Below are 12318 nucleotides of genomic sequence, written 5' to 3' on the forward strand. Positions count from 1 at the left end.
GCGCCATTGTCGGCGTTTTTCCTACAGTTCGCTGCGGGTCTGCTCGATCTTTTTCGCGATTTCTGCGCGGCGGCCGGAGTCGGCCAGCTCCCGTCCGGGCCGCGGCGGTGCGGCGAGGGCCTTCTCGAAGGCCGCGAGCGCGCCCTTGTAGTCTTCCTCCTCGAGCAGATAGTCGCCGTAGAAGAAATTGGAGTCGATGCCGTCCGGATCGAGCTGCAGACCCTGCTGCAGCAGGTCTTTGGCCTTGTCGTCGTTGCCGAAGCCGAGCGGCCAGCCGGGCACCTGGTAGTACAGCGATCCGAGGCTGGTGTATGCGGCGCCGGCGTAGGCCGACGCGGCCTTCGGATCGTGCGCGATCGCGTCCTCGAACAGCGCCTTGGCCTTCTTCGCCTCGCCCAGCGCGCCGAGGCCTCCCTTCGCGCCGGCATAGGTCGCGCGGATGATGCCTTCCCAGACGGGGTAGGAGAGTGCGTCGGGATGCGCGGTGCGCAGGGTCTGCGCCTCGGCGGCGAGCGCGGCGAACGCGGCTTCCTGCTGTGCGGCCGGAGTCTGGTATTTGACCTGCGCCCAGCGCGTCTGCAGGTGCGCGATGTCGGAGGCTTCGTCCGCACGGCAGACGCCGGGCAGGGCGGACGCGGCGAGCAGGAGCAGGGCGACGGGTATGTATCGCATGGCAGTGTCCTTCAGGGAGAGTTAGGCGCGGGGGCCGCGAAACGTTTGATGGCCGCCAGGCGTTTGCGCAGGGCGCCATCGACCAGGGCAGGAAAGACCGCGTTGATGCGCAGGAACAGCCGTTCCGGCCAGCCGATCGCGCGGTCGCGCATGACCGGTGCGAGCAGCATCGCCTCGACCGCGGCGGCGACGCGCTCGGGCGGATCGACGGCATTTCCGAGCGCCGCGTTCATCGCATCCACGGCGCTGTCGTTGAGCGGCGTGCGGGTGGCGCGCGGCGCGAGGTAGGCCACCTGCATGGCGCCATCGCCGAGTTCGCGCCGCAGCGCCTCGGTGAAGCCGCGCAGCGCGAACTTGCTGGCGCAGTAGGTGCTGAATCCGGGATGACCGATGCCGCCGAAACTCGAACCGATGTTGACGATGCGGCCGTTGACCCGGTGCAGGCGCGGGAGCACGAGCTGGGTCAGCAGGATCGGCGCGGTGACGTTGGTGGCGATCTGCGCCTCGATGTCGGCGGGCGCCGCGTCGGGCAGCAGCGTGAACCGGCTGACGCCGGCGTTGTTGATGAGCGCGTCGAGCGGCCGGCCCAGTGCATCGACGGCGGCGGCGACGCGCGCGCGGCCGGCCGCCGTGGCAATGTCCGCCGGCACGATGCCGTGGTTGCCGGGGAGTATGTCGCGCACCCCTTCCAGGCGATCGACGGCGCGGCCGACCAGCACCAGCTGCGCGCCGCGTGCCGCGAGGCGTTGCGCGATGGCGCGGCCGATGCCGCCGCTGGCGCCGGTGAGCAGGATGAGCTGGCCTCCAAGCGCCATCGGTCAGGCCGCCCGCTGCGCCGACGCGGAACCGGCGCCGGCATCGATGGAACGGAAGATGTCGCCGTAGAGACGGAAGAAGCGCCGTGCCGCATGCAGGATGTCCTCGCGGTCGCGCGCGTCCTCGACCCGGTTCATGAGCGTCTCGAAGAACAGCATGTGTTCCTGGTCGAGGCTGCCGTGCGAGCGCAGATACGAAAAGGCCTTGTCCGGCAGGTGCAGGCGCTGCTGGATGATGTCCGCCGCCCGGGTGGCGAGGCTGATGCTGGTGCCCTCCAGCACGAACACCATGCCGAAGAAGCCCATCGGATTGCGTCGCATCACCGTGTCGTAGGCGTACGCCACCATCAGCTCGGTGGCGGCCCCCGGCTGGCCGTGGCGGACGGCATCCGCATCGGCGCCGCAGGCGGCGAGATCGTTGAGGATCCATTCCTGGTGGCCGAGCTCTTCGTCGATGTATTCGGCGATCGCGGTGCGGAAGGCCTCCTTCTCCATCGGCAGGCGGCTGCCGACGGCCATCAACAGCGGCACCGTGTGGCGCACGTGGTGGAAGGCCTCGGTGAGAAAGGCGGTGTATTCGGACAGGTCGAACTGGCCGTGGTGCAGACAGCGCTGGATCAGCGGCGCGGACAGCAGGCCGGCGCGCTCGGCCTGGGTCTGCTGCTGCAGCGTTTCGAAGAAGGTCATCGGAGGACTCCTGTGGCCGGTACGGCGGGAGGGGATGCGTAGAGCGCGTCGATTTGCGCCGCGTGCCGCGCGGCGATGACGTCGCGGCGCAGGCGGCCGTTGTCGGTCAGCGCATGGTTGTCCGTGGTGAACGGCATGTCGGCAAAAGCGATGTGCGCGATGCGCGCGTAGTCCGGCAGCCGGATATTTGCGGTTGCGATGTCGCGCCGCACCGCGTCGTGCGTCGCACCCGCTGCGGGCACCACGATGGCACCCAGGGACGGCTGCGCTTCGCCGATCACCATCGCCTGCGCGATCGTCGGGCACAGGGCCAGCTCGGCCTCGACCCACTCGGGCGACACGTTGCGGCCGTAGCTGCTGATGATCACGTTCCTGCGCCGGCCGGTGACGTGGAGGAAGCCGTCGGCGTCGATGTGGCCGAGGTCGCCGGTGTCGAGCCAGCCGTCCTGCGTCGCGTGCCCCTGGCCGAGATAACCGGGAAACACGTTGCCGGCGACGAGGATCGTGCCGTCGTCGATGCGCACGCGCACATGGTCGAGCACGCGCCCGACGCTGCCGACGCGATCCGCCGAGGGCGCGTTCAGCGCCACCACCGACGCGCATTCGGACAGGCCGTAGCCTTCGAACACGGGAATGCCGAGTGCCCGGGCGCGCAGCAGCAGCGAAACCGGCGTGGCAGCACCGCCGACGGCGACGAAGCGCAGCGACGCCGGCGGTGCGTGTCCCTGCTCGGCCGCGAGCACGAGTGCGCGCAGGATCTGCGGCAGCACGATCAGGCTGCCCGGCTGTGCCGCGTGCAGGGCGCGCAGCAGCGTGGGCACGTCCAGGCTCGAGCTGCCGTGCAGGCCGATGCCGGCACCGGCGCGCACCACGACGCGCTTGCCGAGCAGGATCGGCGCGTACACGCCCGCAACGTTCTCCAGCAGCGTGGCGAGCGGAAGCAGGGCGAAGTGCGCGTGCAGGGCGTCGGCCATGCCGGGCGCCGCATGGATGCGCGCCGCGAGTGCGCCCGCCACGGCGTCGAGCATGGACGTGGTGAGGCAGACGCCTTTCGGCGCGCCGGTGGTGCCGGAGGTGAAGGTGATCTTGCTCACATCGGGCGGGAGCGGGACAGCTGTGTCTGCGACGCGGATGCGGTCGAGGCGGATCCCGGCCAGCGGGCTCGCGACCGCGTCGATCGGCGTGGCGGGCCCGTTGCGATCGCCGCAGGCAATCACATGCCGCAACGCCGTGCGTTCCATCACGTGCGCCAGCTGCGTCGACGAAAAGAACGCCGGCAACGGCACGAGCGCGATGCCCGCATGCCACGCGGCGAGATCGGACACGATCCAGCCGATGCCGTTGTCGCCCCACAGCCCGGCGCGCGACACGCCGCGCTGCCGCAACCACGCCGCGAGCAACTCGACGCGCTGCCACAGCGTGGCGTAATCGATCGTCTCGTCGTCCCCGACCAGCGCGGTCGCATGCGGCGACCGCACGGCGTGGGCGCGGAGTGCGGCCAGCACGGCACTCGACGCGGTCACGCGCGGGCGCTCCCGGCATCGGAACGGCGCGGCCACTGCGCAAGCACGCGTTCCACCTGCGGGGCGATGGCGCGCGCCGCGGCGCGATACAGCGTGTCGCGCCGCGCCGCCTGCACCGCCGGCCGCACCTCGCCGAACATCACGCGCGGACGGTGGCTGTAGTAGCGGCCCCAGCTCGCACCGCCGTCGGGCAGGCGTGAGGGGTCGGCATCGGCGAGCACCACCGGCGCGTGCCCGAGCCGCGCCAGCAGGCGCTCGACCTCGCGTGTCGCCGTGAACGTCACGAAGCGGTAGCCGAGCCGATCAATCAGTTCGCCGAGGAACACGAACAGCAGCAGGCTGCCGCCGCGCCAGCCCGACACCAGATTGCCGATTTCGAGGATGTCGCCGCGCCCGACCGGACCGCCGCAGGCGTGCGACACCAGCGTTTCGATCGGTGCGGGCAGATAGGTTTCTGCAAACAGCGGCCCACGCGCGGCATCCGCCATCCCGACCGCTGCGCACGGTTGACCGCCGCTGCCCAGGCTCACCAGATGCGGCAGGAAGTGGCTGATGCAAGCGTCGTGGCTGCCGGCGAACCGCCGCCGGATGTAGTTCTCCACCTCGGGCCGCGCCGCGTCGCTGGGTTCGTGCAGCGCGAATCGGAGCAGGCGCAGCTGGTGCAGGTGCACGCGACGCGCGAGGGGGGCGGCGTTGCCGCCCGGCATGGTTGCCACCTGCATCGTGTTCCGTCCTGCGCTGCTTCGATGGCGGCAGGATGGCCGTCGAAACTTAAGACAGACTTATGCGCAGCCGGATCGAGATCGAGATCGCGGCGGACGGTTGCCTATGCGCCGGCTAGTGCGATAGCAGGACGGGGACGGGACAGCCCTGCAGCAGGGTCCGCGTGACGCCGCCCAGAATCTGCTCGCGGAAGCGCGTATGACTGTAGCCGCCGGCAACGACGAGGTCCGCGCCGGATTCGACGACATGGCGCAGGATGCAGATTTCGACCGTGTCGCCCATGCGCGGCAGCGTGACCACGTTCACGCACAGGCCGTGGCGCGCGAGGTGCGCCGCGATATCGGCGCCGGGCTGCTCGCCGTGGCCGGTCTCGCGCGTCTGCGGATCGACCATCAACACGTCGACCGTGGCGAACGTGCCGAGCAGCGGCAGCGCATCGTGCACCGCGCGCGCCGCCTCCCGTCGCGGTTGCCACGCGATCACGGCATGCAGCGGCCGCTCGCGGCGCACGTGGTCGGGCGGGACCACCAGCACGGGGCGACCGGACTGCATCAGCAGGTCCACCGCCAGGTCTTCCATCAGATCGCGGGTGTCGCCGACCGGCGCCGCGACCACGGCCAGGTCGGCATGCCGCGCGTGCAGCGCAGCCACCATCCGCACCGGCAACATGCTCTCGGCGATGCGGACCTCGGCGTCGTCGACCGCCTTCAGCGCCTCGCGCGTCCGTGCGGCCAGGGCCTCGCCGCGTTCGCGTTCCATCGACACGATTTCGGCATAGACGCTCGCCGGCATCGCACGCCATTCGAACGCCGCCGGGTGGCCGAGCTGCACGGTCACGAGCGCCGCGACCTTCGCGCGGAACGGTTGCGCGATGGTGGCGGCAAGCGCGAGAGCGGCGCGGTCGCCGTCGGTGTCGGTCAGCGCGACGAGGATGTCCTTGAGCATGGCGATCTCCGGAGTCGGGGCGTGGTTGGGTCAAAGGCCGGGTTGCGTCGAAGGCAGGATTGAGTCGAAGCCGGAACGGGCCGCCGCGGCGGCGGGCTATGCGTCGAACTCGATGACCGCGCGTGCGCGCAGCGTTCCGTTCCGCAGGCGGGCGAAGACATCGTTGATCTGGTCCAGGTGCACGCGCTCCACGCTTGCCCGCACCTTGCCTTCGGCGGCAAAGGCGACCGCCTCCGCCAGATCCTGGCGCGTGCCGATGATCGATCCGCGCAGCGTGATGCGCTTGAGTACCACATCGAAGATCGGCGTCTCGAACCCGCCCGGCGGCAGGCCGACGAAGCTCACGGTGCCGCGCCGGCGCACCATGCCGATGGCCTGCGAGAACGCGGCGCGCGAGACGGCGGTCACCAGCACGCCGTGCGCGCCGCCGCCGGTCAGGGTCCGCACCTGTTCGATCGCGTCGGGCGCCGCGGCAGACACGGCCGCGTCGGCCCCGCAGTCGCGCGCGAGCGCCAGTTTTTCCGCCGTCACGTCCAGTGCCACCACGTGCAGGCCCATCGCCTTGGCGTACTGGATCGCGAGATGGCCGAGGCCGCCGACGCCGCAAATCGCGATCCACTCTCCCGGGCGGGCTTCGGTTTCGCGGATGCCCTTGTAGGTGGTGACGCCGGCGCAGAGGATCGGCGCCATCTGCACGAAATCGCAGTGCGCGGGCAGGCGCGCGACGTAGTCGGCCGCGCCGATGGCGTAGTCGGCGAAGGTGCCGTCGACGCCGTAGCCGGAATTGTGCTGCGCCTCGCACAGGGTCTCCCAGCCGGTCTCGCAGTATTCGCAGCCACCGCAGGCATCGTGCAGCCAGGCGATGCCGACGGCATCGCCCTCGCGCACGCCGCGCACGCCGCTGCCGCAGGCCACCACGATGCCGGCGCCTTCGTGCCCGGGAACGAACGGCAGCGTGGGCTTCACCGGCCAGTCCCCGTCCACCGCATGCAGGTCGGTGTGGCAGATGCCCGAGGCGCGCAGCTTCACCAGCACCTGGCCCGGGGCGGGGTAGGGGATCGGACGTTTTTCCAGCGACAGTGGCGCCCCGAACTGATGGGCGACCGCCGCGTTCATGAGGTTGCTCATGGCCGCACTCCGCGTGTCGAGGCGTGACCTTAGCCCGCGTGCCGGAGCGGGCCTTGATCTGGGTCAAGCGCATGCGCGATTGCACTGCGGAGCGACAATCTCCATCCTTGGCGATGTCGCCGTCCGGCGCCTTTTCCATCGCACGGTCCCTGCAATGGCCCCACCATCCGATCGACCCACCGTGCTCGTGGTGGACGACGACACGGAGATCGTCGCGCTCCTGCAGCGCTATCTCGCCGGCAACGGCTTCCATGTGCGCACTGCCGGCAGCGGCGCCGGGCTGCGCGAGCAGATCGCGGGCGAGGCCGTGGACCTGGTGTTGCTCGACCTCGGCCTGCCGGACGAGGACGGGCTGTCCGTGCTGCGGCACCTGCAGACGGCCTGGCGCGGGCCGGTGATCGTGGTGACCGGCCGCGGCGACGCGGTCGAGCGCGTGGTGGGACTTGAGCTGGGCGCGGACGATTACGTGACCAAGCCGTTCGACTTCCGCGAATTGCTCGCGCGCATCCGCAGCGTGCTGCGGCGCGCCGCGCGGCCGGAGGCGTCGGCCGGCGACGGCCAGCGGATCGGGTTCGCCGGCTTCTCGCTCAATCTGTCCACGCGCAGCCTTGTCGATGCGAGCGGCGCGGCACTGCCACTGACTAGCGGCGAGTTCGATCTGCTGGCCGCCTTGCTGGAAGACGCGGGCAAGGTCGTCGATCGCGACCGGCTGATGACGCGCCTGCACGGCCGCGACGCGGGGCCGTACGACCGCTCGATCGACGTGGGCATCGCGCGCCTGCGCCGCAAGCTCGGCGACGATGCCGCATCGCCGACGCTGATCCGCTCGGTGCGCGGCGTCGGCTATCTGTTCGCCGCCGACGTCAGGCGCCTGTAGTCATGCTGCGCGAACTGCTCGACATCGTCCCGGACGCGCTGCTCGTCGTCGACGGCGACGGACGCATCGCGCAGGCCAACGCGCAGGCGGGGCGCCTGTTCGGCTTCGCGCACGGCGAACTGATCGGTCGCTCGATCGAGACCCTGATGCCCGCCGGCGTCCGGGACCGTCACCGGCGGCACCGGGCACACTACATGGACGACCCGCACGTGCGTCCGATGGGCGGGACCGGGCAATCGCTGGTCGGCCTGCGCGCCGACGGCGTCGAGTTCCCGGTGGAGATCGCGCTCAGCCCGATCGCGACGCAGGACGGTCTGCGTTATCTCGCCTCCATTCGCGACATCTCCGAAACACAGCGTGCGCGCCAGGCGATCGTGCGCTCGCACTACGATGCGGTGGTGGCGCGTTTCGGCCAGCGCGCGATCGAATCCGACAGCACGTCCGCCGTGCTAGACCAGGCGGCGCCCGCGATCGCGGAGGCCCTGGGCATCGCGACCGTGCTGCTCGGCTTCGTCGGCGCAGACCGACAGGACATGCTCGTGCAGGCGTCCGTCGGCAGCGACGGACACGAGTCGGTGCTCACCGCACTGCTCGACACCGCGCGTGCGCCGCTGCGCGACGTGCTCGAGACCGGTCGCTACGCGATCCACGCTCCGCAGCGCGGCGCGGGCGATCCGACGCACGCCCTGATGATGCCGCTGCTGGACCGGCGCGGCACGATGGGAGTGCTGGTCTGCCTCGGCCCCGGTCCCGACACCTTCGATCACGATGCCCTGCACCTGGTGCAGTCGTTCGCCACGATGATCTCGGCCTTCGTCCAGCGGCGGCGGACCGAGGAGCAGCTTGCGCACTCGCAGCGCCTGGACGCGATCGGCCAGCTCACCGGCGGCATCGCGCACGATTTCAACAACCTGCTGACCGTGCTGTCGGGCGCGCTGCAGATGCTGGAGGCCGAATACCCCGGCAATGCCGAGGCGCAGGACCTGATCGCGACGGCGGCGCGCAGCGCCGACCGCGGCGCCGAACTCACCGCCAAGCTGCTGGCGTTCGCGCGCCGCCAGAGCCTCGCGCCGCGGGTGATCGATGTCGCCGAGCTGCTGCGCGACGTGCAGCGCATGCTCAAGCGCACGCTCGGCGACGGCATCGAGCTTCGCCTGGAATGCGCGAGCGGCCTGCGCAGCGCCTTCGCCGATCCCGCCCAGCTCGATGCGGCGCTGGTGAACCTGGCCCTGAACGCGCGCGATGCGATGCCGCGCGGCGGCGAGATCGACCTGTCGGCGAAAAACGTCACGCTGCAGGGCATGGGCGGCGACGAGGATCTGCCGCCCGGCGCCTACGTCCTGATCACGGTCTCGGACACGGGCATGGGCATGTCGCCCGACACGCTTGCGCGCGCGATGGAGCCGTTCTTCACCACCAAGCAGGCCGGCCGCGGCAGCGGACTGGGTCTGAGCATGGTGTACGGCTTCGCGCGGCAGAGCGGTGGCCAGCTGCGCATCGCCAGCAGTCTCGGGTACGGCACGCAGGTGAAGCTGTATCTGCCGGTGGCGGACGGCGTCGGCGAGACGCCGACGCCGGCTCCGGCGCGCATCGAGAGCCCGACGCGCGCCAGCGAGACGATCCTCGTGGTCGAGGACGATGCCGACGTCGCGCGCGTCGCCGTCGCGTGCCTGGAGCGCGGCGGGTATCGGGTCGTGCTTGCCGCCTCGGCCGATGCGGCGCTCGCGGCGCTGCGTGCGGACCCGGACATCGCGCTGCTGTTCAGCGACGTGCGGCTTGGCGCGGGCAGGAACGGCCGCGAGCTGGCCGCGGCCGCGCGCGATCTGCGCCCGGGATTGCCCGTGTTGCTGGCCTCCGGATTCGACAACGAAGTGCCCGCGTCCGCACTGCCGCTGCTGCGCAAGCCCTACCGGCTCGACGTGCTGGCCGCCACCGTGCGCAGGATGCTCGACGCCGCCTGATCAGTGCACGGCGGCGCCGCGGCTGAACAGGCCCAGCGTCGCCCGATCGACGATCCCGATGTTGCGCCCGGCCACTTCGATCAGGCCGCGTTCCTGCAGCCGGGTCAGGGCGCGCGTGACGGTTTCCAGCGTCAGCGCGAGGAAATTGCCGATGTCCGCGCGCGTCATGCGCAGCAGCATCCGGCGCGGACTGAAGCCGAGCGTTTCCAGCCGCTGTCCCATGTCGACGAGGAATTCGGCGACGCGCTGGTCGGCCGACAGGCTGCCGGTGGCGAGCATCCAGCGCCAGTCGCGGCGGATTTCCGCGGCGAGCGTCGCGGTGATGCATTCGTGCAGCGCGGACGAGGCGTGCTGCAGGCGTGCGATCGGCAGTTCGAGCACCTCGCCCACGTCGAGCGACACCGCGTCGCAGGCGTAGGTCGGCATGTCGATGGCATCGAGTCCCAGCAGCTCGCCGCGCAGGCGGAAGCCGGTGATCTTCTCGCGACCGTCGTCGGTCACGATGCTGGTCCGCACGCAGCCTGCGTGCACGAAGTAGAGCGCATGGCGCTGCTGCCCGGCGCGGAACACCGTTTCGTGCGCGCGCAGCCGGCGGCGTTGCGCGAGTTCGTCGCGGAACAGCTGCTCCAGGCGCGAGGGCGCATGGAGTCCGGCGGGTGCCGCAGCGGGTGCATGCCGCAGTTGGTCGGAGGCGCGTGTCTGGAGCATGGCGGTTCCCGCAGTGATCGGATGGAGTCAGGCTAGCGCGCCGCCTGTGACCGGCGATGTCTCCGCAGTGACGGTGTGTAACCGTTTGTAACCGCACGCGCGCGATTGACCTGCGTCAAGCGGCCCCCGCACCGGTTCGCCGATGCTGCCGGCAGACAGGGGCAGGTGAGGCGGAGTGCAGGGCAGTACGACATTCGTTTCGCGCGCGGCGGTGGATGTGTGGGACGCGCAGTTCCGCTGGCGCGAAGGGCGCCGGATCCGGGATCGCGTCGTCGACGACACCTGGCGCCGCGTGGCGACAGCCGTCGCCGCCGCCGAGGGCGCTGCTGCCGACGTCTGGGCGACGCGATTCGTTGCAGCCTTCCGCGCGTGGCGGCTGCTGCCCGATCCGGCGGTACTGCGGTTCGCAGGAACGCACATGCACCCCGCCAAGCAGGCCGTCGGCACGGCGACGGTCAACGTGCTCGCCTTCGTGCGGCGCAGGCCGGACGGCACCCGGTCGTTCGATGCAGCGGGGTTCCGCGCCACGGCATCGCTCGCGCTGCGCCTCGCGGACGACGCGACATTGCTCTGGGCGACGCGTGCGCGTCCCGAGCCGCGGGTCGGCCTGATGGGGCTGGGCGAGGCACTCGACGCGCTCGGCCTGGCGTGCGCGGGCGACGCGGCTGTCGGCTTCTGCAGCGATGTCGCCGAATTGCTTGCGCTCGGCTGCCTCCGCAGCAACCTGCAACTGGGCATGGAGCGGGGGCCCGCGGCGATACGCAATGCGCAGGCGGCGTTGTGCCGTCCCGCGCACGCGCGCCGCGGCACGCTGCGGCATGCGATCGTGACGCGGCTGCAGCCGCAGCCGGATCTCGCGCTGCTGGCCAACGGCGTGGCCTTGCCCTGCGGTGCGGCGTCGGGCGTTGCCTGCGGGGCCGATCCAGGTGCACGGGTCTGCGGCGCGATGCAGCCGTGGATCGACGATCCCATCGCCTGCGACCCGACCTATCGACACCCCGCGCCCACGGAGACATCGCCATGCCGTCCCTCGTCCGATCGGTAAACCGTCTCGCGAAACTTGCCTCCCGTTTCGCCGCGCGCCCCGCGAGCTTCGTGCTGTCCTGCGTGCTGGTGCTGGGCTGGCTCGTCTCGGGTCCGCTGTTCGACTACAGCGACACCTGGCAGCTGGCGATCAACACGGCCACGACGGTCGTCACGTTCCTGATGGTGTTCCTCATCCAGAACACGCAGGCGCGCGACACCGAAGCGATGCAGATCAAGCTCGACGAACTCATCCGGGCGACCGAGGCGGCGAGCAACGCGCTGCTCGATCTGGAGGAGCTCGACGAGGAAACGCTGGATCGATACCGGGACGAGTATGAATCGCTGGCCCGGCGTTCGCGTCCGCAGGGCTGAGCGCGGAGCGCCGGCGCGCGGCTCAGTGCGCGAGCAGCAGCGGCAGCGCCGCGTCGCGCAGCAGGTCGCGGGTCGTCCCGCCGAGCCACCACTCGCGCATGCGGGCATGGCCGTAGGCCCCGGCCACCAGCAGGTCGGCGTGCAGCGTGCGGGCGCGATCGAGCAACTCCGCCGCCGCCGTTCGTCCGCCCTCTGGCGCGCTCTGCGCCCGTGCGCTGACGCCGTGCCGGCGCAGGTGATCGACGAGCAGGCGGAGGCTCTGCGTCACCTGCTGCGTTCCGCCGTTGCGGTCGGCGGCGGGGTCGGACCGGATCGTGACGACGTCGACCGACGCCGCATCCGCGAGTAGCGGCAGCGCGTCGTGCACGGCGCGCGCGGCTTCGCGCGTCGGCGTCCACGCCACCACGGCGCGCCCAGGCGGTGCCAGCGCACGGCAGGCGGGAGGCACGATCAGCACCGGGCGACCGCACTCGAACAGCAGCGTCGTGACGAGGCGGTCCGCGGCCTCGGCTCCGCGTGCGCCGGTGACGACCAGATCCGCGGTGCGCGCCGAATCGGCCGCCGTGCCGCCGGCATCGCCGGACCATGCCTCCAGCGTGCGCACCGCGAGCGGCACGCCGTCGCGCGCGACGCGTGCGCGCAGCCGCTCGGCGGATTGCGCGGCAGCTGCCGCCATCGCCGCGTAGAGCTCCTTCAGCGATGCGGCGCTGGCGAAGCCCCAGGCCGTGGCATCGGGGACGGGCACGGCCATCACCTGCAGCAGCGTGACCCGTGCGCGATGGCGTTCGGCCAGATCCATGGCGACGCGCGCCGCGTCGTCGTCGGACGGTTGACCGGACAGCGCGACGACGATCGATCGGTACATGGATTCCGGACCTCGC

The 12318-nt window shown here is 71.2% G+C and carries 13 protein-coding genes; 4 read left to right on the top strand and 9 right to left on the bottom strand.

All coding sequences use genetic code 11. The features are described 5' to 3' along the window. Positions 1–21: 21 nt before the first annotated feature. From HNQ52_RS16950 to adhP, 7 genes are all read right to left on the bottom strand, one after another. A complete protein-coding gene (locus HNQ52_RS16950; RefSeq protein ID WP_183958595.1) occupies positions 22–672 on the bottom strand; it encodes a tetratricopeptide repeat protein in 651 nt (216 codons plus the stop codon). 11 nt (positions 673–683) lie between these two features. Next, the gene (locus HNQ52_RS00220) at positions 684–1487 is read right to left on the bottom strand and encodes an SDR family oxidoreductase (protein ID WP_183958597.1); all 804 of its coding nucleotides are present in this window, start codon (positions 1485–1487) and stop codon (positions 684–686) included. 3 nt (positions 1488–1490) lie between these two features. Further along, complete coding sequence (locus HNQ52_RS00225; protein WP_183958599.1) at positions 1491–2174, bottom strand: iron-containing redox enzyme family protein; 684 nt, start codon at positions 2172–2174, stop codon at positions 1491–1493. Beyond that, positions 2171–3697: an AMP-binding protein gene (locus HNQ52_RS00230; RefSeq protein ID WP_183958601.1), complete on the bottom strand. Its 1527-nt coding sequence runs from the start codon at positions 3695–3697 to the stop codon at positions 2171–2173. The genes HNQ52_RS00225 and HNQ52_RS00230 overlap by 4 nt, the downstream gene beginning before the upstream one ends. Then, entirely contained in the window at positions 3694–4419 is a 726-nt protein-coding gene (locus HNQ52_RS00235) for a thermostable hemolysin (protein ID WP_183958603.1), read from the bottom strand. The genes HNQ52_RS00230 and HNQ52_RS00235 overlap by 4 nt, the downstream gene beginning before the upstream one ends. A 115-nt stretch (positions 4420–4534) precedes the next feature. Next, positions 4535–5365, bottom strand: coding sequence for a universal stress protein (locus HNQ52_RS00240; RefSeq protein WP_183958604.1), 831 nt, complete (start codon positions 5363–5365; stop codon positions 4535–4537). 96 nt (positions 5366–5461) lie between these two features. Then, positions 5462–6493: an alcohol dehydrogenase AdhP gene (gene adhP / locus HNQ52_RS00245; RefSeq protein WP_183958606.1), complete on the bottom strand. Its 1032-nt coding sequence runs from the start codon at positions 6491–6493 to the stop codon at positions 5462–5464. A gap of 154 nt (positions 6494–6647) precedes the next feature. Here adhP and HNQ52_RS00250 point away from each other — a divergent pair, with 154 nt between their 5' ends. Together HNQ52_RS00250 and HNQ52_RS00255 are read left to right on the top strand one after the other, a co-directional pair. Further along, positions 6648–7370 carry a response regulator gene (locus HNQ52_RS00250; RefSeq protein ID WP_183958608.1) on the top strand — a complete coding sequence of 241 codons (723 nt, stop codon included), beginning with the start codon at positions 6648–6650 and terminating at the stop codon, positions 7368–7370. Positions 7371–7372: 2 nt separating this feature from the next. Next, positions 7373–9331 (top strand): PAS domain S-box protein, encoded by a 1959-nt coding sequence (locus tag HNQ52_RS00255; protein ID WP_183958610.1) that lies wholly within the window; start codon positions 7373–7375, stop codon positions 9329–9331. Here the strand turns inward: HNQ52_RS00255 and HNQ52_RS00260 are convergent, their stop codons facing one another. Then, complete coding sequence (locus tag HNQ52_RS00260; protein ID WP_183958612.1) at positions 9332–10039, bottom strand: helix-turn-helix domain-containing protein; 708 nt, start codon at positions 10037–10039, stop codon at positions 9332–9334. Positions 10040–10214: 175 nt separating this feature from the next. Between HNQ52_RS00260 and HNQ52_RS00265 the strand changes: the two genes are divergently transcribed. Together HNQ52_RS00265 and HNQ52_RS00270 are read left to right on the top strand one after the other, a co-directional pair. After that, a complete protein-coding gene (locus HNQ52_RS00265) occupies positions 10215–11084 on the top strand; it encodes a hypothetical protein (protein WP_183958614.1) in 870 nt (289 codons plus the stop codon). Further along, positions 11060–11437: a low affinity iron permease family protein gene (locus tag HNQ52_RS00270; protein ID WP_183958616.1), complete on the top strand. Its 378-nt coding sequence runs from the start codon at positions 11060–11062 to the stop codon at positions 11435–11437. Before HNQ52_RS00265 ends, HNQ52_RS00270 begins: the two co-directional genes overlap by 25 nt. Positions 11438–11459: 22 nt before the next feature. On the opposite strand, the gene HNQ52_RS00275 is transcribed toward HNQ52_RS00270, so the two are convergent. Next, on the bottom strand, positions 11460–12302 hold the full coding sequence (locus HNQ52_RS00275) for a universal stress protein (protein WP_183958618.1): 843 nt from the start codon (positions 12300–12302) through the stop codon (positions 11460–11462). Positions 12303–12318: the final 16 nt, after the last annotated feature.

The sequence above is a fragment of the Chiayiivirga flava genome (assembly GCF_014202825.1).
Lineage (GTDB): Bacteria > Pseudomonadota > Gammaproteobacteria > Xanthomonadales > Xanthomonadaceae > Chiayiivirga > Chiayiivirga flava.

Excerpts from the sequence above, each read along its gene's own strand:
- HNQ52_RS00220 (WP_183958597.1), bottom strand. The coding sequence starts at position 1,487 with ATGGCGCTTGGAGGCCAGCTCATCCTGCTCACCGGCGCCAGCGGCGGC.
- HNQ52_RS00250 (WP_183958608.1), top strand. The coding sequence starts at position 6,648 with ATGGCCCCACCATCCGATCGACCCACCGTGCTCGTGGTGGACGACGAC.
- HNQ52_RS00260 (WP_183958612.1), bottom strand. The coding sequence starts at position 10,039 with ATGCTCCAGACACGCGCCTCCGACCAACTGCGGCATGCACCCGCTGCG.
- HNQ52_RS00270 (WP_183958616.1), top strand. The coding sequence starts at position 11,060 with ATGCCGTCCCTCGTCCGATCGGTAAACCGTCTCGCGAAACTTGCCTCC.
- HNQ52_RS00240 (WP_183958604.1), bottom strand. The coding sequence starts at position 5,365 with ATGCTCAAGGACATCCTCGTCGCGCTGACCGACACCGACGGCGACCGC.
- HNQ52_RS16950 (WP_183958595.1), bottom strand. The coding sequence starts at position 672 with ATGCGATACATACCCGTCGCCCTGCTCCTGCTCGCCGCGTCCGCCCTG.
- HNQ52_RS00275 (WP_183958618.1), bottom strand. The coding sequence starts at position 12,302 with ATGTACCGATCGATCGTCGTCGCGCTGTCCGGTCAACCGTCCGACGAC.
- HNQ52_RS00255 (WP_183958610.1), top strand. The coding sequence starts at position 7,373 with ATGCTGCGCGAACTGCTCGACATCGTCCCGGACGCGCTGCTCGTCGTC.
- HNQ52_RS00235 (WP_183958603.1), bottom strand. The coding sequence starts at position 4,419 with ATGCAGGTGGCAACCATGCCGGGCGGCAACGCCGCCCCCCTCGCGCGT.
- adhP (WP_183958606.1), bottom strand. The coding sequence starts at position 6,493 with ATGAGCAACCTCATGAACGCGGCGGTCGCCCATCAGTTCGGGGCGCCA.
- HNQ52_RS00225 (WP_183958599.1), bottom strand. The coding sequence starts at position 2,174 with ATGACCTTCTTCGAAACGCTGCAGCAGCAGACCCAGGCCGAGCGCGCC.